The 23,922-nt window shown below is 54.2% G+C and carries 23 protein-coding genes and 2 tRNA genes; 19 read left to right on the top strand and 6 right to left on the bottom strand.

Going from position 1 to position 23,922, the window contains the following annotated elements:
- Positions 1 to 12 precede the first annotated feature (12 nt).
- The 4 genes from folP to ACMGG3_RS15515 all read left to right on the top strand — a co-directional run bounded on the left by folP (position 13) and on the right by ACMGG3_RS15515 (position 2,843).
- Positions 13 to 861 (top strand): dihydropteroate synthase, encoded by an 849-nt coding sequence (gene folP / locus ACMGG3_RS15530; RefSeq protein WP_020883535.1) that lies wholly within the window; start codon positions 13 to 15, stop codon positions 859 to 861.
- Positions 854 to 2,191 (top strand): phosphoglucosamine mutase, encoded by a 1,338-nt coding sequence (glmM, locus tag ACMGG3_RS15525; protein WP_014171789.1) that lies wholly within the window; start codon positions 854 to 856, stop codon positions 2,189 to 2,191. Before folP ends, glmM begins: the two co-directional genes overlap by 8 nt.
- Positions 2,192 to 2,414: 223 nt before the next feature.
- Complete coding sequence (secG, locus tag ACMGG3_RS15520; protein WP_020883537.1) at positions 2,415 to 2,747, top strand: preprotein translocase subunit SecG; 333 nt, start codon at positions 2,415 to 2,417, stop codon at positions 2,745 to 2,747.
- 9 nt (positions 2,748 to 2,756) lie between these two features.
- Positions 2,757 to 2,843 (top strand) — tRNA-Leu (locus ACMGG3_RS15515).
- Positions 2,844 to 3,007: 164 nt separating this feature from the next.
- On the opposite strand, the gene argG is transcribed toward ACMGG3_RS15515, so the two are convergent.
- On the bottom strand, positions 3,008 to 4,354 hold the full coding sequence (argG, locus tag ACMGG3_RS15510) for an argininosuccinate synthase (RefSeq protein ID WP_020883538.1): 1,347 nt from the start codon (positions 4,352 to 4,354) through the stop codon (positions 3,008 to 3,010).
- Positions 4,355 to 4,641: 287 nt separating this feature from the next.
- On the opposite strand from argG, the gene ACMGG3_RS15505 reads away from it, so the two are divergent.
- The 12 genes from ACMGG3_RS15505 to mtr all read left to right on the top strand — a co-directional run bounded on the left by ACMGG3_RS15505 (position 4,642) and on the right by mtr (position 18,335).
- Positions 4,642 to 4,718: transfer RNA gene (locus ACMGG3_RS15505), tRNA-Met, on the top strand.
- A 207-nt stretch (positions 4,719 to 4,925) separates the two neighbouring features.
- Entirely contained in the window at positions 4,926 to 5,378 is a 453-nt protein-coding gene (rimP, locus tag ACMGG3_RS15500) for a ribosome maturation factor RimP (RefSeq protein ID WP_014833432.1), read from the top strand.
- 28 nt (positions 5,379 to 5,406) lie between these two features.
- A complete protein-coding gene (gene nusA, locus ACMGG3_RS15495) occupies positions 5,407 to 6,909 on the top strand; it encodes a transcription termination factor NusA (protein WP_014171785.1) in 1,503 nt (500 codons plus the stop codon).
- Positions 6,910 to 6,933: 24 nt separating this feature from the next.
- Entirely contained in the window at positions 6,934 to 9,621 is a 2,688-nt protein-coding gene (infB, locus tag ACMGG3_RS15490) for a translation initiation factor IF-2 (RefSeq protein ID WP_014171784.1), read from the top strand.
- 88 nt (positions 9,622 to 9,709) lie between these two features.
- A complete protein-coding gene (gene rbfA / locus ACMGG3_RS15485; RefSeq protein ID WP_014171783.1) occupies positions 9,710 to 10,114 on the top strand; it encodes a 30S ribosome-binding factor RbfA in 405 nt (134 codons plus the stop codon).
- Positions 10,114 to 11,064, top strand: a complete 951-nt coding sequence (truB, locus tag ACMGG3_RS15480; protein WP_073396314.1) for a tRNA pseudouridine(55) synthase TruB — start codon at positions 10,114 to 10,116, stop codon at positions 11,062 to 11,064. Before rbfA ends, truB begins: the two co-directional genes overlap by 1 nt.
- A gap of 155 nt (positions 11,065 to 11,219) precedes the next feature.
- The gene (rpsO, locus tag ACMGG3_RS15475; RefSeq protein WP_013098914.1) at positions 11,220 to 11,489 is read left to right on the top strand and encodes a 30S ribosomal protein S15; all 270 of its coding nucleotides are present in this window, start codon (positions 11,220 to 11,222) and stop codon (positions 11,487 to 11,489) included.
- A 242-nt stretch (positions 11,490 to 11,731) separates the two neighbouring features.
- Positions 11,732 to 13,870, top strand: coding sequence for a polyribonucleotide nucleotidyltransferase (pnp, locus tag ACMGG3_RS15470; RefSeq protein ID WP_014171780.1), 2,139 nt, complete (start codon positions 11,732 to 11,734; stop codon positions 13,868 to 13,870).
- Positions 13,871 to 13,978: 108 nt separating this feature from the next.
- The gene (gene nlpI / locus ACMGG3_RS15465; protein ID WP_013098912.1) at positions 13,979 to 14,863 is read left to right on the top strand and encodes a lipoprotein NlpI; all 885 of its coding nucleotides are present in this window, start codon (positions 13,979 to 13,981) and stop codon (positions 14,861 to 14,863) included.
- A gap of 107 nt (positions 14,864 to 14,970) precedes the next feature.
- Positions 14,971 to 15,051 (top strand): protein YrbN, encoded by an 81-nt coding sequence (yrbN, locus tag ACMGG3_RS15460; RefSeq protein WP_100122156.1) that lies wholly within the window; start codon positions 14,971 to 14,973, stop codon positions 15,049 to 15,051.
- Positions 15,044 to 16,948 carry a DEAD/DEAH family ATP-dependent RNA helicase gene (locus ACMGG3_RS15455; protein WP_020883539.1) on the top strand — a complete coding sequence of 635 codons (1,905 nt, stop codon included), beginning with the start codon at positions 15,044 to 15,046 and terminating at the stop codon, positions 16,946 to 16,948. The genes yrbN and ACMGG3_RS15455 overlap by 8 nt, the downstream gene beginning before the upstream one ends.
- Before the next feature lie 142 nt (positions 16,949 to 17,090).
- A complete protein-coding gene (gene mtr / locus ACMGG3_RS15450) occupies positions 17,091 to 18,335 on the top strand; it encodes a tryptophan permease (protein ID WP_025202927.1) in 1,245 nt (414 codons plus the stop codon).
- A 45-nt stretch (positions 18,336 to 18,380) separates the two neighbouring features.
- Here mtr and ACMGG3_RS15445 read toward each other — a convergent pair whose 3' ends face one another.
- The 3 genes from ACMGG3_RS15445 to ubiU all read right to left on the bottom strand — a co-directional run bounded on the left by ACMGG3_RS15445 (position 18,381) and on the right by ubiU (position 21,359).
- Positions 18,381 to 19,388: a luciferase-like monooxygenase gene (locus ACMGG3_RS15445; RefSeq protein ID WP_414149301.1), complete on the bottom strand. Its 1,008-nt coding sequence runs from the start codon at positions 19,386 to 19,388 to the stop codon at positions 18,381 to 18,383.
- 89 nt (positions 19,389 to 19,477) lie between these two features.
- The gene (locus tag ACMGG3_RS15440) at positions 19,478 to 20,356 is read right to left on the bottom strand and encodes a U32 family peptidase (RefSeq protein ID WP_047743765.1); all 879 of its coding nucleotides are present in this window, start codon (positions 20,354 to 20,356) and stop codon (positions 19,478 to 19,480) included.
- 7 nt (positions 20,357 to 20,363) lie between these two features.
- Positions 20,364 to 21,359, bottom strand: a complete 996-nt coding sequence (gene ubiU, locus ACMGG3_RS15435; protein WP_020883543.1) for a ubiquinone anaerobic biosynthesis protein UbiU — start codon at positions 21,357 to 21,359, stop codon at positions 20,364 to 20,366.
- A gap of 211 nt (positions 21,360 to 21,570) precedes the next feature.
- On the opposite strand from ubiU, the gene ubiT reads away from it, so the two are divergent.
- Positions 21,571 to 22,095: a ubiquinone anaerobic biosynthesis accessory factor UbiT gene (gene ubiT, locus ACMGG3_RS15430; RefSeq protein ID WP_014171771.1), complete on the top strand. Its 525-nt coding sequence runs from the start codon at positions 21,571 to 21,573 to the stop codon at positions 22,093 to 22,095.
- Entirely contained in the window at positions 22,089 to 22,592 is a 504-nt protein-coding gene (locus ACMGG3_RS15425) for a GNAT family N-acetyltransferase (RefSeq protein WP_020883545.1), read from the top strand. Before ubiT ends, ACMGG3_RS15425 begins: the two co-directional genes overlap by 7 nt.
- On the opposite strand, the gene ACMGG3_RS15420 is transcribed toward ACMGG3_RS15425, so the two are convergent.
- On the bottom strand, positions 22,579 to 22,908 hold the full coding sequence (locus ACMGG3_RS15420) for a GIY-YIG nuclease family protein (RefSeq protein WP_123266833.1): 330 nt from the start codon (positions 22,906 to 22,908) through the stop codon (positions 22,579 to 22,581). The two genes, ACMGG3_RS15425 and ACMGG3_RS15420, sit on opposite strands and share 14 nt — an antisense overlap.
- 14 nt (positions 22,909 to 22,922) lie before the next feature.
- Between ACMGG3_RS15420 and ACMGG3_RS15415 the strand changes: the two genes are divergently transcribed.
- Positions 22,923 to 23,357, top strand: coding sequence for a YhbP family protein (locus ACMGG3_RS15415; RefSeq protein WP_044866070.1), 435 nt, complete (start codon positions 22,923 to 22,925; stop codon positions 23,355 to 23,357).
- Here ACMGG3_RS15415 and ACMGG3_RS15410 read toward each other — a convergent pair.
- The gene (locus tag ACMGG3_RS15410; RefSeq protein WP_014171767.1) at positions 23,337 to 23,855 is read right to left on the bottom strand and encodes a type 1 glutamine amidotransferase domain-containing protein; all 519 of its coding nucleotides are present in this window, start codon (positions 23,853 to 23,855) and stop codon (positions 23,337 to 23,339) included. The genes ACMGG3_RS15415 and ACMGG3_RS15410 overlap by 21 nt on opposite strands.
- Positions 23,856 to 23,922 lie beyond the last annotated feature (67 nt).

The raw sequence follows: 23,922 nt of genomic DNA, 5'->3' as shown, positions 1-23,922 counted from the left end.
AGGGATTTGACCATGAAACTATTCGCCCAGGACTCGCATCTCGATCTCTCACATCCGCATGTGATGGGTATCCTGAATGTCACGCCTGACTCCTTCTCTGACGGCGGCACGCATAACACGCTTATCGAGGCTGTGAAGCACGCAAATTTGATGATTAACGCGGGCGCCACCATCATTGACGTAGGCGGGGAATCGACGCGCCCGGGGGCGGCAGACGTTTCGGTTGAAGAAGAACTGGCGCGCGTGGTGCCTGTGGTTGAAGCTATCGCACAGCGGTTCGAAGTGTGGATCTCCGTCGATACGTCTAAACCTGAAGTGATCCGTGAAGTCGCGAGAGTGGGTGCTCACATCATCAATGATATTCGCTCGCTGACGGAACCTGGCGCACTGGAGGCGGCCGCGGAGACCGGGCTACCGGTTTGCCTGATGCACATGCAAGGACAGCCGAAAACCATGCAGGAAGCGCCAAAGTATGACGATGTTTATGCCGACGTAAATCGCTTCTTTATTGAGCATATTGCACGTTGTGAACGTGCGGGTATCGCAAAAGAGAAATTGCTGCTCGACCCGGGGTTCGGTTTCGGTAAAAATCTCTCTCACAATTATGAGCTGCTTGCGCGCTTATCGGAATTCCATCATTTCGACCTGCCATTGCTGGTTGGTATGTCGAGAAAGTCGATGATTGGTCAGTTACTGAATGTAGGGCCGAGCGAACGTCTGAGCGGAAGTCTGGCCTGCGCTGTAATTGCGGCGATGCAGGGCGCGCACATTATTCGTGTCCATGACGTTAAAGAAACAGTAGAAGCCATGCGTGTAGTGGAAGCTACACTGGCAGCGAAGGAAAACAAACGCTATGAGTAATCGTAAATATTTTGGTACCGATGGTATTCGTGGGCGCGTGGGTGATGCGCCAATCACCCCTGATTTTGTACTGAAACTGGGCTGGGCGGCGGGTAAAGTCCTTGCACGTCATGGCTCCCGTAAAATCATCATTGGTAAAGATACCCGTATCTCCGGGTATATGCTGGAGTCAGCGCTGGAGGCCGGTCTGGCTGCCGCGGGGCTTTCCGCTTCCTTCACTGGCCCAATGCCAACGCCTGCTGTGGCATATCTGACGCGTACTTTCCGTGCTGAAGCAGGGATTGTGATTTCGGCCTCGCATAACCCGTTTTATGACAACGGCATTAAATTCTTCTCCATCGATGGCACCAAGCTGCCGGATGAAGTGGAAGAGGCGATCGAAGCAGAGATGGAAAAAGAGATCACCTGTGTCGACTCCGCCGAGCTGGGCAAAGCGAACCGCATTGTCGATGCCGCGGGTCGTTACATCGAATTCTGCAAAGGTACTTTCCCGAACGAACTGAGCCTGGCCCATCTTAAAATTGTGGTGGACTGCGCCAACGGTGCGACCTATCACATTGCGCCGAATGTTTTCCGCGAACTGGGTGCGAACGTGATTACCATCGGCTGTGAGCCTGATGGCCTGAATATTAACGAACAGGTGGGGGCGACTGACGTTCGTGCTCTGCAGGCGCGCGTTCTGGCGGAAAAAGCCGATCTGGGCATCGCACTGGATGGCGACGGCGATCGCGTGATCATGGTCGATCACGAAGGTAATAAGGTCGACGGCGACCAGATCCTCTATATCATTGCGCGTGAAGGTCTGCGTCAGGGCCAGTTGCGCGGTGGTGCAGTAGGCACGCTGATGAGCAACATGGGTCTGGAGCTGGCGCTGAAACAGCTGGGTATTCCGTTTGTCCGTGCAAAAGTGGGCGACCGCTATGTGCTGGAAAAACTGCAGGAAAAAGGCTGGCGCATCGGGGCTGAAAACTCAGGCCACGTGATCCTGCTGGATAAAACCACCACCGGAGACGGTATCGTCGCTGCGCTGCAGGTTGTTGCCGCCATGGCGCGCAACCATATGAGCCTGCACGATCTCTGCAGCGGCATGAAAATGTTCCCGCAGATCCTGGTGAATGTGCGTTTCACCGCCGGTAAAGGCGATCCGCTGGAAAATGAAAATGTGAAAGCGGTGATGGCTGACGTTGAAGCAGCCCTGGGCAACCGTGGGCGTGTGCTGCTGCGTAAGTCTGGAACCGAACCGCTGATCCGCGTAATGGTGGAAGGCGAAGACGAGGCGCAGGTGAATGAATTTGCACACCGTATTGCGGATGCCGTAAAAGCTGCATAGTTTTTCACGTTAAGTGATTAAAAAGGCGGCGCTTGCCGCCTTTGTTTTGAGCAATTGATGGCTTTTTGCTGTTTTTTTCCGCAGTTGATACAATGCGTCAAAATTGCCCTTGCGAAGCACATTCGCTTTGGTTAGTATTCACACCCGCTTCAGTGGGAAACAAAAATCCTGCTAATTGGTCGAAGCATTGGTATGCGGCAAATCCGCAAGGAATAGGTTGATTATGTACGAAGCTCTTTTAGTTATTTTCCTTATTGTAGCCATCGCTCTCGTAGCGCTGATCATGCTGCAGCAAGGTAAAGGCGCTGATATGGGAGCCTCCTTCGGAGCAGGCGCTTCCGGTACGCTGTTCGGTTCAAGTGGTTCTGCGAACTTCATGACCCGCACAACGGCGATTCTGGCTACGCTGTTCTTCATCATCAGTCTGGCGCTTGGCAATATCAACAGCAACAAGACCAGCAAAGGAAGCGAGTGGGAAAATCTGAGCGCGCCAGCGAAAACTGAGCAGACTCAGCCAGCTGCACCGGCTAAGCCGACCAGCGATATCCCGCACTAAGTATTCAGTACCGAGGTGGTGGAATTGGTAGACACGCTACCTTGAGGTGGTAGTGCCCTAACGGGCTTGTGGGTTCGAGTCCCATCCTCGGTACCAATATTCCAGAAGAAAGACGTCGAAAGACGTCTTTTTTTTCGTCTGTAGATTTCGTCTGTAGAAGGGGCGTTTCGTCGGCGGGTACGTTCGTGCCAGCGGGACCGGTTCTGTAGCGGTCGTAAAAAAGGCGCCCAGTGGGCGCCTTTTGCATTTCTGCGTAAGCATTACTTCTTAACGCTGTGCTCCAGGTTTTCAACCTGCGGCAGGCCATTACCGGCGCTTGCGGAGAGCAGGCCATTCTCAACGTAGTTGAACAGCTTCTCACGGGTATCGGTGATGTCCAGGTTACGCATGGTCAGCTGGCCAATACGATCGTCCGGAGAGAACACGGATTCACCTTTCTCCATGGTCAGACGCTCTGCTTTATAAGTCAGGTTGTCGGACACGGTGTTCAGAATCGAGTAGTCATTCCCGCGACGCAGCTCCAGCGTCACTTCGCCGGTGATCGCGCTTGCCACCCAACGTTGCAGTGCATCACGCAGCATCAGGGCCTGTGGGTCGAACCAACGGCCCTGGTACAGCAGTTTACCGAGCTGACGACCATGAGAGTGATACTGCTCGATGGTGTCTTCGTTGTGAATACCGGTCAGGAGACGTTCATAAGCGATGTGCAGCAGCGCCATCCCAGGGGCTTCATAGATGCCACGGCTTTTTGCTTCGATAATACGGTTTTCAATTTGATCGCTCATGCCCAGACCGTGACGGCCACCGATACGGTTAGCTTCCAGCATCAGTTCCACATCGTCAGAGAAGGTCTTGCCGTTCAGGGCAACCGGATGGCCGCGCTCGAAACGCACGGTAACTTCTTCCGCCTGGATTTTGACGTTTTCGTCCCAGAACTTCACACCCATGATCGGGTTAACGATCTTCACGCTGGAGTTCAGGAATTCCAGGTCCTTCGCTTCGTGCGTCGCACCCAGCATATTGGAATCGGTAGAGTAGGCTTTCTCAACGGACATCTTATAGTCGAAGCCACAGGCGATCATAAACTCGGACATTTCATGACGGCCGCCCAGCTCGTCGATAAAGTCGGTATCGAGCCACGGTTTATAAATCTGCAGCTCGGCGTTGGTCAGCAGGCCATAACGATAGAAACGTTCGATATCGTTTCCTTTATACGTACTGCCATCACCCCAGATGTTTACGCCATCTTCTTTCATGGCGGCAACCAGCATGGTACCGGTCACTGCACGGCCCAGCGGGGTGGTATTGAAATAGGTCAGGCCGCCGGTGGTATTATGGAAAGCACCACACTGAATAGCAGCAATACCTTCAGCGACCAGTTGCTTACGGCAGTCAATCAGGCGCGCGTTCTCTGCGCCATACTCTTTAGCGCGACGAGGGATTGCATCATAATCGTCCTCATCCGGCTGACCCAGGTTCGCAGTATATGCATACGGAACCGCTCCCTTCTGGCGCATCCACAGCAGTGCAGCGCTGGTATCCAGGCCGCCTGAAAAAGCGATGCCAATACGTTGTCCTACCGGAAGATGCTTGAGAATCGTCGTCATAAAATAAAACCCTGCTTGATTGACTGATTAAGAGACCGCTTTCGCTCTCGATGCATGTTTATGCAAAATAAGTGAGTATTCATTTAATCATCTTTTGTCGATGACCGGAAGAGACTCGTGCGTTTTTTGTAAAATTTTCCCTTTGTTTGACCTGGCGGAAACTGGCTTGACAGGTGGGGTTCACTATCAATATACTAAACGCCGATTTTACGTCCCGTCTTCGGTACCAAATCCCAGCATTATTTGCAAATTCTCTCCAAAACGCGTAGAATTTGCCACGTTTCAGGCGCGGGGTGGAGCAGCCTGGTAGCTCGTCGGGCTCATAACCCGAAGGTCGTCGGTTCAAATCCGGCCCCCGCAACCACTTTCCCATAAAGTTCTTTTTCAAATATACTGTGAAGACTTAGAGCCTTCGTAGCTGGATTTGAAAAAATTCTTTCGGAGAGTGCTCCAGGCCGCAGTTGCGGCTATAGGGTTCAGTTATCTAAAGCCCCGATTTATCGGGGTTTTTTGTTATCTGACTACAGAATAACTGGGCTTTACGCCCTTTTTTTATGTCTTGGGGGTGGGCTTGTCCACATTAGAGCAAAAATTAACAGAGATGATTACTGCACCGGTCGAAGCACTGGGCTACGAACTGGTCGGCATCGAATTCGTTCGCGGCCGTACATCGACGCTGCGCATCTATATTGATAGTGAAGATGGCATCAATGTTGATGATTGTGCTGATGTTAGCCACCAGGTGAGTGCGGTTCTTGATGTTGAAGACCCGATTACCGTTGCGTACAACCTGGAAGTTTCCTCACCCGGCCTCGATCGACCGATGTTCACGGCCGAGCACTATGTGCGCTTTACCGGTGAAGAAGTGGCTCTCGTTCTGCGTATGGCCGTACAGAACCGCCGTAAATGGCAGGGAATTATCAAAGCCGTTGATGGTGAAATGATCACGGTTACAGTCGAAGGCAAAGATGAAGTGTTCGCGCTGAGTAATATCCAGAAGGCGAACCTGGTTCCCCACTTTTAACAGTCTGGATTGAGGTGAAAAGCCCGCGATGAACAAAGAAATTTTGGCTGTTGTTGAAGCCGTCTCCAACGAGAAATCACTGCCGCGTGAGAAGATTTTCGAAGCGCTGGAAAGTGCACTGGCTACAGCAACCAAGAAAAAATACGAACAAGAGATCGATGTTCGCGTAGAAATCGATCGTAAAAGCGGTGACTTCGATACATTCCGTCGTTGGGTAATCGTTGAAGAGGTGACCCAGCCGACGAAAGAGATCACCCTGGAAGCGGCGCGTTTTGAAGACGAAAGCCTGAACGTGGGTGACTATGTTGAAGATCAGATTGAATCTGTCACCTTCGACCGTATCACCACGCAAACCGCAAAACAGGTTATCGTCCAGAAAGTCCGTGAAGCTGAGCGTGCGCTGGTTGTCGATCAGTTCCGCGATCAGGAAGGTGAGATCATTACCGGCGTGGTGAAGAAAGTAAACCGCGACAACATCTCTCTGGAAATCAAATCTGAAGGGCTGCCAGGTAACGCTGAAGCCGTTATCCTGCGTGAAGACATGCTGCCGCGTGAAAACTTCCGCCCGGGTGACCGTATTCGTGGCGTTCTGTATGCCGTACGCCCTGAAGCGCGTGGTGCACAGCTGTTTGTGACCCGTTCCAAGCCAGAGATGCTGATTGAACTGTTCCGTATCGAAGTACCGGAAATCGGCGAAGAAGTTATCGAGATTAAAGCGGCTGCCCGCGATCCGGGTTCACGCGCGAAAATCGCGGTGAAAACCAACGACAAGCGTATCGACCCGGTCGGTGCTTGCGTAGGTATGCGCGGTGCGCGTGTTCAGGCGGTTTCTACCGAACTGGGCGGCGAGCGTATCGATATCGTCCTGTGGGACGACAACCCGGCGCAATTCGTGATTAACGCAATGGCTCCGGCGGATGTGGCGTCTATCGTTGTTGACGAAGACAAACACACCATGGATATCGCTGTTGAAGCGGGCAACCTGGCGCAGGCAATCGGCCGTAACGGTCAGAACGTACGCCTGGCGTCACAGCTGAGCGGCTGGGAACTCAACGTAATGACCGTTGATGACCTGCAGGCTAAGCATCAGGCTGAAGCCCATGCGGCGATCGATACCTTCACGAAATACCTGGATATTGACGAAGATTTCGCCACTGTTCTGGTTGAAGAAGGTTTCTCTACCCTTGAAGAACTGGCCTATGTGCCAATGAAAGAGCTGCTGGAAATCGACGGTCTTGATGAAGCCACCGTTGAAGCCCTGCGTGAACGCGCTAAAAACGCACTGACCACCCTGGCACTGGCTCAGGAAGAAAGCCTTGGCGATAAGAAGCCGGCTGATGACCTGCTGAATCTGGAAGGTCTTGATCGTGCGATTGCGTTCAAGCTGGCTGCCCGTGGTGTTTGTACGCTGGAAGATCTCGCTGAGCAAGGCGTTGATGACCTGGCCGATATCGAAGGTTTAACCGACGAGAAAGCCGGCGAACTCATCATGGCCGCACGTAATATTTGCTGGTTCGGCGACGAAGCGTAATAAACTGTAGCAGGAAGGAACAGCATGACTGATGTAACTGTAAAATCGCTGGCTGCCGAGATTCAGACCTCCGTGGACCGCCTGGTACAGCAATTTGCTGATGCAGGGATCCCGAAGTCCGCTGATGACTCGGTGAACGCGCAAGAAAAACAAACCTTGTTAGCGCACCTGAACCGTGAACACGGTTCGACGCCTGACAAGCTGACGCTGCAGCGCAAAACGCGTAGCACGTTGAATATCCCCGGTACCGGTGGTAAAAGCAAATCGGTACAAATTGAAGTCCGCAAGACACGCACCTTTGTAAAACGTGATCCGCAAGAGGCAGAACGCCTTGCTGCGGAAGAGCAGGCACAGCGTGAAGCGGAAGAACAAGCTCAGCGTGAGGCAGAAGCGACTGCCAAACGTGAAGCAGAATTAAAAGCTGAACGTGAGGCCGCAGAAAAAGCGAAACGCGACGCAAGTGATAAAGTGAAGCGTGAAGCTGCGGAAAAAGACAAAGTGAGCAATCAACAGACCGACGAAATGACAAAAACCGCCCAGGCTGAAAAAGCCCGCCGTGAAAATGAAGCTGCCGAGCTGAAGCGTAAAGCGGAAGAAGAAGCCCGCCGCAAGCTTGAAGAAGAAGCTCGCCGTGTAGCTGAAGAAGCGCGCCGTATGGCTGAAGAAAACGAGAAGAACGGTGTGAACCCTGCTGAAGCGTCTGAAGACACCAGCGATTATCACGTCACCACTTCTCAGCATGCGCGCCAGGCAGAAGACGATAACGACCGTGAAGTTGAAGGTGGTCGTGGCCGTACTCGCAGCACCAAAGCTGCTCGCCCAGCCAAAAAAGGCAATAAGCACGCTGAATCTAAAGCTGACCGTGAAGAAGCACGTGCAGCGATCCGCGGTGGTAAAGGCGGCAAGCGTAAAGGTTCCGCACTGCAGCAGGGCTTCCAGAAGCCAGCTCAGGCTGTTAACCGTGACGTAGTGATTGGTGAAACCATCACCGTTGGCGATCTGGCCAACAAAATGGCGGTTAAAGGCTCTCAGGTCATCAAAGCGATGATGAAACTGGGCGCAATGGCCACCATCAACCAGGTTATCGACCAGGAAACTGCGCAACTGGTAGCCGAAGAGATGGGCCACAAAGTTATCCTGCGTCGTGAAAACGAGCTGGAAGAAGCAGTAATGAGCGACCGTGACACCGGTGCAGCGGCAGAACCGCGCGCGCCTGTAGTGACCATCATGGGTCACGTTGACCACGGTAAAACCTCTCTGCTCGACTACATTCGTTCGACGAAAGTGGCCTCCGGTGAAGCGGGTGGTATTACCCAGCACATCGGTGCGTACCACGTAGAAACCGACAACGGCATGATCACCTTCCTGGATACCCCGGGCCACGCAGCGTTTACCTCTATGCGTGCTCGTGGTGCTCAGGCAACGGATATCGTTGTACTGGTTGTTGCTGCAGACGACGGCGTGATGCCACAGACCATTGAAGCTATCCAGCACGCGAAAGCGGCGCAGGTGCCTCTGGTGGTTGCAGTGAACAAGATCGATAAGCCAGAAGCTGACATGGATCGCGTTAAAAACGAACTCTCCCAGTACGGTGTTATGCCGGAAGAGTGGGGCGGTGAAGCGCAGTTCATCCCAGTATCTGCGAAAGCCGGTACCGGTATCGACGACCTGCTGAACGCTATCCTGCTGCAGGCTGAAGTTCTGGAGCTGAAAGCGGTTCGTAAAGGTATGGCGAGCGGCGCGGTTATCGAATCCTTCCTGGATAAAGGTCGTGGTCCGGTTGCAACCGTTCTGGTTCGTGAAGGTACGCTGCATAAAGGCGATATCGTTCTGTGTGGTTTCGAATACGGTCGTGTTCGTGCGATGCGTAACGAACTGGGCCAGGAAGTTCTGGAAGCAGGTCCGTCCATTCCAGTGGAAATTCTGGGCCTGTCCGGTGTGCCGGCTGCGGGCGATGAAGTGACCGTCGTACGTGACGAGAAGAAAGCGCGTGAAGTTGCACTGTATCGTCAGGGCAAATTCCGTGAAGTTAAACTGGCTCGTCAGCAGAAATCTAAACTCGAGAACATGTTTGCGAACATGACCGAAGGCGAAGTTCACGAAGTGAACATCGTTCTGAAAGCCGACGTTCAGGGTTCTGTGGAAGCGATCTCCGACTCCTTGCTGAAACTGTCTACTGACGAAGTTAAAGTGAAGATCATCGGTTCTGGCGTAGGGGGTATCACCGAAACCGACGCCACCCTGGCTGCTGCATCCAATGCAATCCTGGTCGGCTTCAACGTACGTGCTGACGCGTCTGCACGTAAAGTGATTGATGCTGAAAGTCTGGATCTGCGTTACTACTCCGTCATCTATAACCTGATCGACGAAGTGAAAGCTGCGATGAGCGGCATGCTGTCTCCAGAGCTGAAACAGCAGATCATCGGTCTGGCTGAAGTGCGTGACGTGTTCAAATCACCGAAATTTGGTGCGATCGCGGGCTGTATGGTTACCGAAGGTATCATCAAACGTCACAACCCAATCCGCGTACTGCGTGACAACGTGGTTATCTACGAAGGCGAGCTGGAATCCCTGCGCCGCTTCAAAGATGACGTTAACGAAGTCCGTAACGGCATGGAATGTGGTATCGGCGTGAAGAACTACAACGACGTTCGCGTTGGCGACATGATCGAAGTGTTCGAGATCATCGAAATTCAGCGTACGATTGCTTAATCATCGATGCAGGCCGGGTAAGCAAAGCGCCACCCGGTAATAATTTTAAAAGGGGCTTTTTGCCCCTTTTTTGTCTGGAGAATTTATTATGGCGAAAGAATTTGGTCGCCCGCAGCGCGTAGCGCAAGAAATGCAGAAAGAGATCGCCCTCATCCTGCAACGTGAAATTAAAGATCCACGCGTGGGTGTGATGACCACCGTGTCCGGCGTGGAAATGTCCCGCGACCTGGCGTATGCCAAAGTGTTCGTGACTTTCCTGAACGATCAGGACGAAGCCGCGGTAAAAAACGGCATTAAAGCGCTGCAGGAAGCCTCTGGCTACATCCGCTCTCTGCTCGGCAAAGCGATGCGTCTGCGTATCGTGCCTGAGCTGACCTTCTTCTACGACAACTCTCTGGTCGAAGGTATGCGCATGTCTAACCTGGTGACCAGCGTGGTGAAACATGACGACGAACGTCGTGTTAACCCAACGGACGACAGCAAGGAGGACTAATGAGTCGTCCTCGTCGTCGCGGTCGCGACGTGCATGGTGTGCTGCTGCTGGACAAACCCCAGGGCGCTTCCAGCAACGACGTGCTGCAAAAAGTTAAGCGTATTTTTAACGCCAACCGTGCGGGCCACACGGGCGCGCTCGATCCGCTGGCGACCGGCATGTTGCCGATCTGCCTGGGGGAAGCGACAAAGTTTTCCCAGTACCTGCTGGACTCCGATAAGCGCTATCGGGTCATCGCCCGACTAGGCCAGCGCACGGACACCTCCGATGCCGATGGTCAGGTGGTAGAAGAGCGTCCGGTGACCTTCAGCGCGGAGCAACTTGATGCCGCGCTGGAAAGTTTCCGTGGCGACACGCTGCAGGTACCATCAATGTATTCGGCGCTGAAGTACCAGGGTAAAAAACTGTACGAATATGCACGCCAGGGCATTGACGTTCCTCGTGAACCCCGTCCGATTACCGTGTACGAACTGCTCTTTATTCGTCACGAAGGCGATGAGCTGGAGCTGGAAGTTCACTGTTCGAAAGGCACCTATATTCGTACCATCATTGACGACCTGGGCGAAAAGCTGGGCTGCGGTGCGCACGTGATTTACCTGCGTCGCCTGGCCGTGAGCACGTACCCGGTTGAGCGAATGGTCACCCTTGAACATCTGCGCGAGTTGGTTGAGCAGGCGGAAGCGCAGCAGATTGCGCCGGCCGATTTGCTCGATCCGCTGCTGATGCCAATGGACAGCCCGGCGGCTGATTTCCCGGTTGTTAATCTTCCTTTAACATCCTCCGTTTACTTTAAGAACGGAAACCCGGTTCGTACCACCAGTGCTCCTTCTGAAGGTCTGGTACGCGTGACCGAGGGGGATGAAGGTAAGTTTATCGGCATGGGTGAAATGGATGGCGAAGGGCGCGTCGCGCCGCGTCGCCTGGTCGTTGAGTATCCGGTTGAAGCCTGATAGCGATAACGGCTCGCCTTGCGATAAGCAGGGGAGACGAGTAGAATATCGCGGCTTAACGTTCGGCAAATTGTTTAACATATTGCGGGACGTATACTGGGATTGCTGAATTAGAGATCGGCATCCTTACATTCTTTATATTCTGGAGTTTGAAAATGTCTCTAAGCGTTGAAGCTAAAGCTAAAATCGTTTCTGAGTTTGGTCGTGGTACTAACGACAGCGGTTCTACCGAAGTTCAGGTTGCACTGCTGACTGCACAGATTAACCACCTGCAGGGTCACTTTGCAGAGCACAAAAAAGATCACCACAGCCGTCGTGGTCTGCTGCGTATGGTTTCTCAGCGTCGTAAACTGCTCGACTACCTGAAACGTAAAGATGTTGCACGTTACTCCGCGCTGATCGAGCGTCTGGGTCTGCGTCGCTAAGTCTTGCGAGTTTCAGAAAAGGGGGCCTGATGGCCCCTTTTTTCAACCAGACGGCAGCAATTCACTGGAAACTATTGTATTGTTGCTATAAATGATCTTCATTGCAGAGGTTCGCGCGGCTAATGAGAGGCTTCACCCATGGGGGTGTTGGTTGTCATTAGTCGCGAGGATGCGAAGAAGGTCGGGTTAAATCGTCAGCACACCGGTGGTGTGCTGTCATACATTTAAGAAAGGACAGAACTTTGCTGAATCCGATCGTTCGTAAATTCCAGTATGGTCAACACACCGTCACGCTGGAAACCGGCATGATGGCACGTCAGGCTACTGCTGCCGTTATGGTAAGCATGGATGACACTGCGGTATTCGTAACCGTAGTTGGCCAGAAAAAAGCAAAACCAGGTCAGGACTTCTTCCCACTGACCGTTAACTACCAGGAGCGTACCTACGCTGCCGGTAAAATTCCGGGTGGCTTCTTCCGTCGTGAAGGCCGTCCAAGCGAAGGCGAAACCCTGATTGCGCGTCTGATTGACCGCCCGGTTCGTCCGCTGTTCCCGGAAGGCTTCGTGAACGAAGTGCAGGTTATCGCGACCGTTGTTTCCGTTAACCCACAGGTTAACCCGGATATCGTTGCGATGATCGGTGCTTCCGCGGCCCTGTCACTGTCTGGTATTCCATTCAATGGCCCAATCGGTGCTGCACGCGTTGGTTACATCAACGACCAGTACGTGCTGAACCCAACGCAGGAAGAGCTGAAAGAAAGTAAGCTGGACCTAGTTGTTGCTGGTACTGAAGCGGCTGTGCTGATGGTTGAATCCGAAGCGGAACTGCTGAGCGAAGACCAGATGCTGGGCGCGGTGGTCTTTGGCCACGATCAGCAGCAGATCGTTATTCAGAACATCAACGATCTGGTTAAAGAAGCGGGCAAACCACGTTGGGACTGGCAGCCTGAAGCCGTCAACGACGCGCTGAATGCACGCGTTGCTGCGCTGGCTGAATCTCGTCTGAGCGATGCTTATCGCATCACCGACAAACAGGAGCGTTATGCTCAGGTTGACGTGATCAAAGACGAAACTATCGCAACGCTGATTGCTGAAGACGAAACGCTGGATGCTAACGAGCTGAGCGAAATTCTGCACGCTATCGAGAAAAACGTGGTTCGTAGCCGCGTCCTGGCGGGTGAGCCGCGTATCGATGGCCGCGAAAAAGACATGATCCGTGGTCTGGACGTGCGTACTGGCGTTCTGCCACGTACTCACGGTTCTGCACTGTTCACCCGTGGCGAAACGCAGGCGCTGGTTACCGCGACCCTGGGGACAGCACGTGACGCGCAGAACATCGACGAACTGATGGGCGAGCGTACTGACAGCTTCCTGTTCCACTACAACTTCCCTCCATACTCTGTAGGTGAAACCGGTATGGTGGGTTCGCCTAAGCGTCGTGAAATTGGTCACGGTCGTCTGGCGAAGCGTGGTGTGCTGGCAGTGATGCCGGATGCTGACAAATTCCCGTACACCGTTCGTGTGGTTTCTGAAATCACCGAATCTAACGGTTCTTCTTCCATGGCTTCCGTGTGTGGCGCATCTCTGGCGCTGATGGATGCAGGCGTGCCAATCAAAGCCGCCGTTGCGGGTATCGCAATGGGCCTGGTGAAAGAAGGCGAGAACTTTGTTGTTCTGTCTGACATTCTGGGCGACGAAGACCACCTGGGCGATATGGACTTCAAAGTTGCGGGTTCCCGCGACGGTATCTCTGCGCTGCAGATGGATATCAAAATTGAAGGCATCACCAAAGAGATCATGCAGGTTGCGCTGAACCAGGCTAAAGGTGCTCGTCTGCACATCCTGGGCGTGATGGAACAGGCGATCAACGCACCACGCGGCGATATTTCTCAGTTCGCTCCGCGTATCCACACCATCAAGATCAATCCAGACAAGATCAAAGATGTTATCGGTAAGGGCGGTTCCGTTATCCGTGCTCTGACCGAAGAGACTGGCACCACTATCGAAATCGAAGATGACGGTACGGTGAAAATTGCAGCGACCGACGGCGAGAAAGCGAAATTCGCTATTCGTCGCATCGAAGAAATTACTGCAGAAATCGAAGTGGGCCGTATCTACAATGGTAAAGTGACCCGTATCGTTGACTTTGGCGCGTTTGTTGCCATCGGTGGCGGTAAAGAAGGTCTGGTTCACATCTCTCAAATCGCTGACAAGCGCGTTGAGAAAGTGACCGATTACCTGCAGATGGGTCAGGAAGTCCCGGTTAAAGTTCTGGAAGTTGACCGCCAGGGCCGTATCCGTCTGAGCATTAAAGAAGCAACCGAGCAGTCCCAGCCGGCTGCTGCGCCAGAAGCATCGGCAGCAGAACAGCAAGGCGAGTAAGTTGCATTTGCCCTCCGCTTCGGCGGAGGGCCTATTATCAGGCAGGACGCCTTGTTAAGCCGCCGGGGGACAGGACGTTCATCCAATAGTTGTCTTCGGGAGTGGGAAATGAAGCCTTTTTTGCGCTGGTGTTTCGTTGCGACAGCTTTAACGCTGGCAGGATGCAGCAACTCTGCCTGGCGTAAGAGCGAAGTCCTCGCAGTGCCATTGCAACCGACTTTGCAGCAGGAAGTGATTCTGGCACGCATGGAACAAATTCTTGCCAGTCGGGCTTTAACCGATGACGAACGCGCACAGCTTTTATATGAGCGCGGAGTGTTGTATGATAGTCTCGGTCTGAGGGCATTAGCGCGGAATGATTTCTCACAAGCGCTGGCAATCCGACCTGATATGCCTGAAGTATTCAATTACTTAGGCATTTATTTAACGCAGGCAGGCAATTTTGATGCTGCCTATGAAGCGTTTGATTCTGTACTTGAGCTTGATCCAACTTACAACTACGCGCACTTGAATCGCGGTATCGCCCTGTATTACGGCGGTCGTGATAAGTTAGCGCAAGATGATCTGCTGGCGTTTTATCAAGACGATCCTAATGATCCTTTCCGCAGTCTGTGGTTATACATCGTTGAGCAGAAGCTCGATGAGAAGCAGGCAAAAGAAGCACTGAAACAGCGCTTCGATAAATCGGACAAGGAACAGTGGGGATGGAACATTGTCGAGTTCTACCTGGGCAACATTAGCGAAGCAACGCTGATGGAACGCCTCAAGGCGGACGCAACGGATAACACCTCGCTCGCTGAGCATCTCAGTGAAACCAACTTCTATTTAGGTAAGTACTACCTAAGTCTGGGGGATAAGGACAGCGCTACGGCACTGTTCAAATTAGCGGTTGCTAACAACGTACACAACTTCGTTGAGCACCGTTATGCATTGTTGGAATTATCGCTCTTGGGCCAGGAGCAAGACGACCTGGCAGAATCGGACCAGCAATAGCTGACGACATAAACATCAGCCCGTAATCTTTTGATTGCCATCACCTTAACTGGTGAGGGCGTTGTTGTTCGTCAATACATCTACTTTGAGCCGGTTCACACTTTTCAATGAAAATTGCTAATCATTTTCACGATGAGCTAAGTAGACTGGCCGCCATTGACATTGAGGCACTCGTACTACATGGCTGAATTCGAAACCACTTTTGCAGATCTGGGCCTGAAGGCTCCTATCCTTGAAGCCCTTACCGATCTGGGTTACGAAAAACCATCTCCGATCCAGGCAGAATGTATCCCACATCTGTTGTCTGGTCGTGACGTGCTGGGCATGGCCCAGACTGGTAGCGGCAAAACCGCAGCGTTCTCGCTGCCGCTGCTGCACAACATCGATCCGGAACTGCGTGCACCGCAGATCCTCGTCCTGGCTCCAACCCGTGAACTGGCTGTTCAGGTTGCAGAAGCTATGACTGATTTCTCTAAACATATGCGCGGCGTAAACGTGGTGGCCCTGTACGGTGGCCAGCGTTATGACGTGCAGTTACGTGCCCTGCGCCAGGGTCCACAGATTGTTGTCGGTACGCCGGGCCGTCTGCTGGATCACCTGAAGCGCGGTACCCTTGACCTCTCTAAACTGAGCGGTCTGGTACTGGATGAAGCAGATGAAATGCTGCGTATGGGCTTCATCGAAGACGTAGAAACGATTATGGCGCAGATCCCGGAAGGTCATCAGACCGCTCTGTTCTCTGCAACCATGCCAGAAGCGATTCGTCGCATTACCCGCCGCTTCATGAAAGAGCCGCAGGAAGTGCGCATTCAGTCCAGCGTGACCACTCGCCCGGACATCAGCCAGAGCTACTGGTCTGTATACGGTATGCGTAAAAACGAAGCGCTGGTTCGTTTCCTGGAAGCGGAAGATTTTGATGCGGCGATTATCTTCGTTCGTACCAAAAACGCGACCCTGGAAGTGGCTGAAGCGCTGGAGCGTAGCGGCTACAACAGCGCAGCGCTGAACGGTGACATGAACCAGGCTCTGCGTGAGCAGACGCTGGAGCGCCTGAAAGACGGTCGTCTGGATATCCTGATTGCAACCGACGTGGCAGCACGTGGTCTGGACGTTGAGCGTATCAGCCTGGTTGTTAACTACGATATTCCAATGGACTCCGAGTCCTACGTTCACCGTATCGGTCGTACCGGTCGTGCGGGTCGTGCAGGTCGTGCGCTGCTGTTCGTTGAGAACCGCGAGCGTCGTCTGCTGCGTAACATTGAACGCACCATGAAGCTGACCATTCCAGAAGCGGAACTGCCAAATGCAGAACTGCTGGGCAAACGCCGTCTGGAAAAATTCGCCGCGAAAGTCCAGCAGCAGCTGGAAAGCAGCGACCTGGACCAGTATCGTGCGCTGCTGGCACAGATTCAGCCTACCGCTGAAGGCGAAGAGCTGGATATGGAAACGCTGGCCGCAGCACTGCTGAAAATGGCACAGGGCGAACGTACCCTGATCGTGCCACCAGATGCACCGATGCGTCCTAAGCGTGAGTTCCGTGACCGTGACGAGCGTTTCGAACGTCGTGGCGACCGTAACGATCGTGGTCCACGTGCTGACCGTCCAGAGCGCAGTGGCGAAGAGCGTCCACGTCGTGAGCGTCGTGACGCTGGCGAAATGGAACTGTACCGCATTGAAGTGGGCCGTGATGATGGTGTTGAAGTTCGTCATATCGTTGGCGCGATCGCTAACGAAGGCGACATCAGCAGCCGTTACATCGGTAACATCAAGCTGTTCGCATCTCACTCTACTATCGAGCTGCCAAAAGGCATGCCGGGCGAAGTACTGCAGCACTTTACTCGCACCCGCATCCTGAACAAGCCGATGAACATGCAGCTGATGGGCGATGCCCAGCCACGTACTGACCGTGGTGGCGAACGTCGTGGCGGTGGTCGTGGTTTCGGTGGCGAACGTCGTGAAGGCGGTCGTAGCGAAGGCAACCGCGCTGGCGCAGGCGAAGGTCGTCGTTTCTCTGGCGAGCGTCGCGAAAGCCGTGGCCCACGTCGTGAAGAAGGTACCGCTCGTCGTCGTTTCGGTGACGCGTAAGTCTTTCGTTTCTGACGTAAAGTAATCTATACAGCCCCGATAAACACTGTCGGGGCTTTTTTTATTCCTTTTGTACTCTTGTACTGGTACAGTGCTGCACATTAACATGCATAACCGCATTATTGACTGGAGAAAAGGCTGTATGGCGACACTTACCACCACCCAAACGTCACCTTCGCTGCTTGGCGGCGTGGTGATCATCGGCGGAACCATCATTGGTGCCGGGATGTTCTCCCTGCCTGTGGTTATGTCCGGTGCGTGGTTCTTCTGGTCGCTGGCGGCACTGGTGTTTACCTGGTTCTGTATGCTTCATTCCGGGCTGATGATCCTCGAAGCCAACCTGAACTACCGCATTGGCTCCAGCTTCGACACCATCACTAAAGACCTGTTAGGCAAAGGCTGGAACCTGATAAACGGCCTCTCCATTGCCTTTGTGCTTTACATCCTGACTTACGCGTACATCTCAGCAAGCGGCTCCATTCTGCATCACACATTCTCGGAGTTGTCGCTGAACGTGCCGGCAAGAGTGGCGGGCTTGTGCTTCGCGCTTGGCGTCGCGTTTATCGTCTGGATGAGCACCAAAGCGGTGAGCCGCATGACGGCGATTGTGTTGGGCGCGAAGGTGATCACCTTCTTCCTGACCTTCGGCAGCCTGCTTGGGCACGTTACGCCGGCCACGCTGTTCAACGTGGCGGAGACGAATACCGCTTACACGCCGTACCTGCTGATGACCCTGCCGTTCTGTCTGGCATCATTTGGTTACCACGGTAATGTGCCGAGCCTGATGAAGTATTACGGTAAAGATCCACGCACAATTGTGAAGTGCCTGATCTACGGCACGCTGCTGGCGCTGGCGCTGTACGTGATTTGGCTGCTGGGGACGATGGGCAATATCCCGCGTCCTGAATTTATCGGCATTGCGCAGAAGGGCGGTAACATTGATGTACTGGTACAGGCGCTGAGCGGCGTACTGAACAGCCGCAGTCTGGATCTGTTGCTGGTGGTATTCTCTAACTTTGCCGTCGCGAGCTCTTTCCTCGGCGTGACGCTGGGCCTGTTTGACTACCTGGCCGATCTGTTTGGTTTTGATGATTCCGCTATGGGGCGCTTTAAAACCGCGCTGCTGACTTTCCTGCCACCGATTGTTGGCGGTCTGCTGTGGCCGAATGGTTTCCTCTATGCCATCGGCTATGCCGGGCTGGCGGCGACCATCTGGGCGGCGATTGTGCCTGCGCTGCTGGCACGCAAATCACGTAAACGCTTCGGCAGCCCGAAATTCCGCGTCTGGGGCGGAAAGCCGATGATTGCGCTGATTCTGGTGTTCGGTATTGGCAACGCGCTGGTACATGTCCTGTCGAGTTTTAACCTGCTGCCGGTGTATCAGTAACACCACCTGTCACCCTCTCCCGACGGGAGAGGGGAACAAACCGCGCTAACCTGACACTTCCTCTTTCACCTGCATCGCCAGGTCAAACGAATGCAAGCGTGCCTGATGATCGAAAATCTGGCCGTTAACCATAATTTCATCCGCCTGCGTCTCACGCAGCACCGCCTCCAGCCCGTGACGCACTTTTGCCTTATCCCCCACCAGCGACATGCTCAGCGCCTGCTGAACGCCATACTGTTCGGATGCCGACCACAGCTGATGCATATTCTCCACCGGCGGCGGCAGCTGGCCGGTCTCACCGCGACGCAGCTTCACAAAAGCCTGTTGCATGGAGGTGAACAGGAATTCCGCATCACGATTGCTGTCGGCGGCAACGATGTTAATGCACACCATCGCATACGGTTTTTCCAGACGCTCTGAAGGTTTGAAGTTTGTGCGATAGAGATGAAGCGCCTGGTGGAGCATATCTGGCGCGAAGTGTGAGGCAAAGGCGAACGGCAGCCCCAGCTGCGCGGCAAGCTGCGCGCTGTACAGGCTTGAGCCCAGCAGCCACACCGGGATCTTCTCACCGTAGCCTGGCACCGGGCGCACGTGCGGGTTAGGGTCACGCGCGTCAAACCAGTCCACCAGTTCAGCCACATCGCGCGGGAAGTTATCGATGTCGCCGCTCATATGGCGACGCAGGGCGCGCATGGTCGGCTGGTCGCTGCCCGGCGCACGCCCAAGACCCAGGTCGATACGGCCAGGATAGAGGGTATTCAACGTACCAAACTGCTCGGCAATCACCAGCGGGGCGTGGTTCGGCAACATCACGCCACCGGAGCCAAGGCGCAGCGTGGTGGTATTCGCCGCCAGGTAACCAATCAGCACGGAGGTCGCCGCACTGGCGATACCAACCATATTGTGGTGCTCAGCCAGCCAGTAACGGTGATAACCGCGTTTTTCTGCCAGGCGAGCGAGATCGAGAGAGTGGGTAAAGGCTTCTCGTGCTGAGGAGCCTCGAGGGATCGGCGCCAGATCCAGCACCGAAAACGGAATGGTTTTATCAGTCATAACAGCTCACTTTGTCGACGGTGAATCTTTTAATAGTGCATTAAAATTTAATAACCGTTGTTAACAAAGTGAGCTTTTACATTTCTTCTTCAGCCCTGTAACACCAGCCCGGGGAGGCGTTTCCAGTAGCCGTTACAGTCGCTGTTAGCGGTTAACGGCAGCGGAGCGTCACCGTTTTCATTGGCGCGGAAGGCATCCAGCATGGCGAATACGCCCGTATCCACCGGTGACAGGCGCACCATGTCTACCAGACCATTCATCGACGCCAGTTCATTGCCGAGGTTATACACATAGCCGCTCATGGTCTGGATACCGTTCAGGACGAACACCTGCTGATTTTCCTGCGACAGCATGCTGCGCCCGTTCGGGTACTTGATGCAGCAGGTTTCACACTCGTCTTTCGGACGGTCTTCAGAGCGTGCGGTGAAGCAGCGGGCAGAATAGGCCAGCGGGAGATGACCATAGCTCAGTACTTCCACCTCAAACTGATTGCGAATGCCCAGCGTTTCGCACTGGTTGAGCAGGTTAGCCAGCCAGTCGCGCGAGAGTTCGACCGGCATGCACCAGCGCGTCATCCCCTGTTTAAGCAGCAGGCGCAGCGTCACGGCGTTATAGCAGTTCAGCGCATGGCCTGCGACAAACGGCAGCCTGCGTTCGGCGCACATGTTCACTACGCCCAGATCGCTGGCTTCCAGCAGGAATTCACCGTTCTCTACGTAGCGTTTGAGTTCACCCAGTTCGGAGGAGGCCTGGACGAGGGCGAGCGTTGAGAGCACCACCTGTTTACCGCTTCCGGCGAGGCTTTTCGCCATATCCAGCCAGTCGCCCGCTTTGGTGGCGCGGCGCTTGCTGCATACCGCTTCACCGAGGTAAATCACATCTGCGCTGCTGGTTGCGGCCTGGTGGTAAAAATCTTCCAGCGTCTCTTTTGGCCAGTAGTAGAGCACCGGCCCTAATGAATATTTCATGATTATCTCACTGCCATTTACGGTGATACGCGCCAAGCGTGGTTTGTGTACCCTCGGACATCGCACCGAGTGTCTCCATCCACGCCGGTTGCGGTGCGTAGTTCTGCGGGTCTGCCATGCAGCGATCGATAGCCTGGCGCCAGACTTTCGCCACCTGGCTTACGTACGCCGGGCTGCGCTGGCGGCCCTCAATTTTCACCGAGGCGATATTGGCGGCCAGCAGTTCTGGCAGCAGTTCCAGCGTATTAAGGCTGGTTGGCTCTTCCAGCGCGTGGTAACGCTCGCCGTCTACCAGATAGCGGCCTTTGCACAGCGTCGGATAACCGGCATTTTCGCCGTCCTGATAGCGGTCAATCAGCACGTCGTTCAGGCGCGATTCCAGCCCCTGCGGTGTCTGTTGCCAGCGAACAAAGCGGGCGGGTGAGCAGGCCCCAACGGTATTGGGGGATTCGCCGGTTAAATAGGAGGAGAGATAGCAACGGCCTTCGGCCATGATACACAGGCTGCCAAAGGCAAAAACTTCCAGTGGTACTGGCGTGACGCGCGCGAGTTGCTTAACCTGATGAATAGAGAGCACGCGTGGCAGCACCACGCGGGCAACATCAAAGTGACGATGATAAAAACGCACCGCCTCTTCGTTAGTGGCAGATGCCTGAACGGAGACGTGACGCTCAATATGGGGATAGCGTTCTGCCGCATACTCAAGCATAGCGAGGTCGGCGAGGATCAGCGCATCGGCGCCCAGCTGTGCTGCCATATCCACCGCGCGTTGCCAACGGGCGTAGCCATCAGGATGGGCGAAGGTATTGATGGCGATATGCAGTTTGCGGCGGTGCTGGTGGACGAAGGTAACGGCTTCCTGAAGCTTTTTCTCCGTAAAGTTGAGGCCAGCAAAATGGCGGGCGTTGGTATCATCTTTCAGCCCGATATAGACCGCATCGGCCCCATTTTCGATGGCCGCCTTAAGCGCCGGAAGATTTCCGGCTGGGCAGAGCAGCTCCATAATTTATCCTGAAGTAGTCGATCGCAAATTTGTTAACGAGCTGGGATTTTAATTAACCCATACGCGACAATTTTTGATTTAAGGCAGCTAATGGCGTATTGATGGCACCAATAATGAGGTACACCTGACGACAGTTTGTTGATTTACGCCGCTATGTTGTGCTTCGGATATGGCAAAATAGCAGGACTATAGCTATCAGGGAGTAAAGCTCGTGCTGGATAAACTGCGTTCACGTCTCGTACAATTTGGTCCATCAATGCTGAGCGTGCCGGTAAAACTGGCCCCGTTCGCGCTTAAACGCCAGGTGCTGGAGCAGGTGCTGAGCTGGCAATTCCGCCAGGCACTGCAGGACGGTGAGCTGGAGTTCCTGGAAGGGCGCTGGTTAAGCATTGACGTCCACGATATCGGGCTGCGCTGGTTTACCTCTGTTGAGAATGACCAACTGATCGTCCGTGAGTCCGCCGACGCGGATGTGAGCTTTAGCGCCAGCGCCAGCGATCTGCTGATGATCGCCGCGCGTAAGCAGGATCCGGACACACTCTTCTTCCAGCGCCGACTGGTTATCGAAGGCGATACGGAACTTGGTCTGTACGTGAAGAATTTAATGGATGCCATTGAGCTGGAGCAGATGCCGAAAGCGCTGCGTGTGATGTTGATGCAAATGGCAGATTTCGTTGAGGCGGGGCTGAAAACCCCGCCGGAAAGTAAACACACTTCAGTAGGTGAGCCATGCTGATTCGAGTCGAAATTGGGATTGATGCACCGGGTATCGATGCGTTGTTACGCCGCTCTTTTGCGCGGGATGACGAAGCGCAACTGGTCCACGATCTCCGCGAAGACGGCCTGATTACGCTGGGGCTGGTTGCCACCGATGACGAAGGTCAGGTGGTGGGCTATGTTGCCTTCAGCCCGGTTACCGTTCAGGGCGAAGAGTTACAGTGGGTAGGAATGGCACCGCTGGCGGTTGATGAGCACTACCGCGGCCAGGGGCTGGCGCGCCAGCTGGTTTACGAAGGGCTGGACTCGCTCAACGAATTTGGCTATGCCGCCGTGGTGACGCTGGGAGATGCTACGTTCTATGGCCGTTTAGGCTTCGAACCGGCAGCGCATTACGATCTCCGCTGCCGCTGGCCGGGAACGGAATCCGCCTTCCAGGTGCACCGTCTGGCGGATGACGCGCTTAATGGCGTGAACGGTCTGGTTGAGTATCACGACCATTTCAATCGCTTTTAATCAGGCTCTCGCGAAGCGCCTCAAAGGAGCCGTCTCCGGTGACGAGGCGCTCTTTCTGACGCTTCGTCAGTTGCTTAATGCGGTATTCCATTCTGAGCGCCAGCGATTTGTCGCCAACGGGCGCTGAAAAGGCGAGCTGTAATTCCCCTTTCCCCCGCAGCGCTTTGGCACCTTTCCCCGTTTGATGTTGCAGAAAACGCCGCGCCACATCGGTAGTGATCCCGGTGTACAGGGCGTTATCGGCGGTACGAACAAGATAGAGAAACCAGCACACGGTAAACAGATTCAGTATGTTAAGGTGAACGCACCTTAGCATGAGAGAGAGCGAAAATGGAAACTCTGACCACCATTAACCGCTGGCTGGCAAAACAGCATGTCGTCACCTGGTGCGTGTATGACGAAGGTGAAATGTGGTGTGCAAACGCGTTTTATTACTACGATCCCGAGCGCGTCGCCTTTTATGTCCTGAGCGAGGATAAAACCCGTCATGCGCAAATGTCGGGTTCGCAGGCGAAGGTGGCGGGCACGGTGAACGGCCAGCCTAAAACGGTCGCGCTGATTCGTGGCCTACAGTTTAAAGGGGAGATCCGCCGCCTGGACGGAGAAGAGAGCGACGCGCAGCGAAAACGCTACACGCGCCGCTTTCCGGTTGCCATTGCGCTAAAAGCTCCGGTGTGGGAAATCCGCCTTGATGAGCTGAAATTTACCGACAACACCCTGGGCTTTGGCACAAAGCTTCACTGGCTACGCGCCGAGCAGGCGTAGCGCTTCACGGTTAAACGCGGGCAGATCGTCCGGGGTCCTGCTGGTGATCAGCTGGTCTTTGTCGTTCACAACCTCCTGATCGTAAAACTCAGCCCCCGCATTTTTCAAATCGATAACGATCGGCTTTACGGCCGTGAGTTTACGCCCGCGCACGACATCTGCGCTGATGAGCAGCTGCGGACCGTGGCAGATGGCAAAGACCGGTTTGCCCGTCGAGACAAAGTCTCGCGTGAAGGTCACGAACCGTTCATCCCCGCGCAGGGAATCCGGTGAATGACCGCCGGGTAACAGCAGGGCATCGAAATCTGACGGGCTGACGTTATCGATGGTTTCATCGATGGTCACGCTGGCTTCGCCCTTATGGCCTTTCACCGTTTTACCCGCCTCTTTCTCAATGGTGATGACCTCATGTCCTGCCTTGCGAAATGCCTCGGCTGGCGAGGTGAATTCTGAATCTTCAAACTCGTCGGTGATCAAGACTGCGATTTTCTTGCCCATGCTTCCTCCGTTGTTTTGGCTTCAGACAGATTTTTCTCCGCTTGTGGTAAATACTTACCTGTAACAG

Origin of the sequence: Enterobacter sp. BNK-18 (genome assembly GCF_047456135.1) — a bacterium.
Classification (GTDB): domain Bacteria; phylum Pseudomonadota; class Gammaproteobacteria; order Enterobacterales; family Enterobacteriaceae; genus Enterobacter; species Enterobacter ludwigii.
Note: the sequence above shows the minus strand (reverse complement) of the source record. Positions and strands in the feature narration are given on the sequence as shown.

Excerpts from the sequence above, each read along its gene's own strand:
- folP (WP_020883535.1), top strand. The coding sequence starts at position 13 with ATGAAACTATTCGCCCAGGACTCGCATCTCGATCTCTCACATCCGCAT.
- glmM (WP_014171789.1), top strand. The coding sequence starts at position 854 with ATGAGTAATCGTAAATATTTTGGTACCGATGGTATTCGTGGGCGCGTG.
- secG (WP_020883537.1), top strand. The coding sequence starts at position 2,415 with ATGTACGAAGCTCTTTTAGTTATTTTCCTTATTGTAGCCATCGCTCTC.
- argG (WP_020883538.1), bottom strand. The coding sequence starts at position 4,354 with ATGACGACGATTCTCAAGCATCTTCCGGTAGGACAACGTATTGGCATC.
- nusA (WP_014171785.1), top strand. The coding sequence starts at position 5,407 with ATGAACAAAGAAATTTTGGCTGTTGTTGAAGCCGTCTCCAACGAGAAA.
- infB (WP_014171784.1), top strand. The coding sequence starts at position 6,934 with ATGACTGATGTAACTGTAAAATCGCTGGCTGCCGAGATTCAGACCTCC.
- rbfA (WP_014171783.1), top strand. The coding sequence starts at position 9,710 with ATGGCGAAAGAATTTGGTCGCCCGCAGCGCGTAGCGCAAGAAATGCAG.
- truB (WP_073396314.1), top strand. The coding sequence starts at position 10,114 with ATGAGTCGTCCTCGTCGTCGCGGTCGCGACGTGCATGGTGTGCTGCTG.
- rpsO (WP_013098914.1), top strand. The coding sequence starts at position 11,220 with ATGTCTCTAAGCGTTGAAGCTAAAGCTAAAATCGTTTCTGAGTTTGGT.
- nlpI (WP_013098912.1), top strand. The coding sequence starts at position 13,979 with ATGAAGCCTTTTTTGCGCTGGTGTTTCGTTGCGACAGCTTTAACGCTG.
- yrbN (WP_100122156.1), top strand. The coding sequence starts at position 14,971 with ATGAAAATTGCTAATCATTTTCACGATGAGCTAAGTAGACTGGCCGCC.
- ACMGG3_RS15455 (WP_020883539.1), top strand. The coding sequence starts at position 15,044 with ATGGCTGAATTCGAAACCACTTTTGCAGATCTGGGCCTGAAGGCTCCT.
- mtr (WP_025202927.1), top strand. The coding sequence starts at position 17,091 with ATGGCGACACTTACCACCACCCAAACGTCACCTTCGCTGCTTGGCGGC.
- ACMGG3_RS15445 (WP_414149301.1), bottom strand. The coding sequence starts at position 19,388 with ATGACTGATAAAACCATTCCGTTTTCGGTGCTGGATCTGGCGCCGATC.
- ACMGG3_RS15440 (WP_047743765.1), bottom strand. The coding sequence starts at position 20,356 with ATGAAATATTCATTAGGGCCGGTGCTCTACTACTGGCCAAAAGAGACG.
- ubiU (WP_020883543.1), bottom strand. The coding sequence starts at position 21,359 with ATGGAGCTGCTCTGCCCAGCCGGAAATCTTCCGGCGCTTAAGGCGGCC.
- ACMGG3_RS15425 (WP_020883545.1), top strand. The coding sequence starts at position 22,089 with ATGCTGATTCGAGTCGAAATTGGGATTGATGCACCGGGTATCGATGCG.
- ACMGG3_RS15420 (WP_123266833.1), bottom strand. The coding sequence starts at position 22,908 with ATGCTAAGGTGCGTTCACCTTAACATACTGAATCTGTTTACCGTGTGC.
- ACMGG3_RS15415 (WP_044866070.1), top strand. The coding sequence starts at position 22,923 with ATGGAAACTCTGACCACCATTAACCGCTGGCTGGCAAAACAGCATGTC.
- ACMGG3_RS15410 (WP_014171767.1), bottom strand. The coding sequence starts at position 23,855 with ATGGGCAAGAAAATCGCAGTCTTGATCACCGACGAGTTTGAAGATTCA.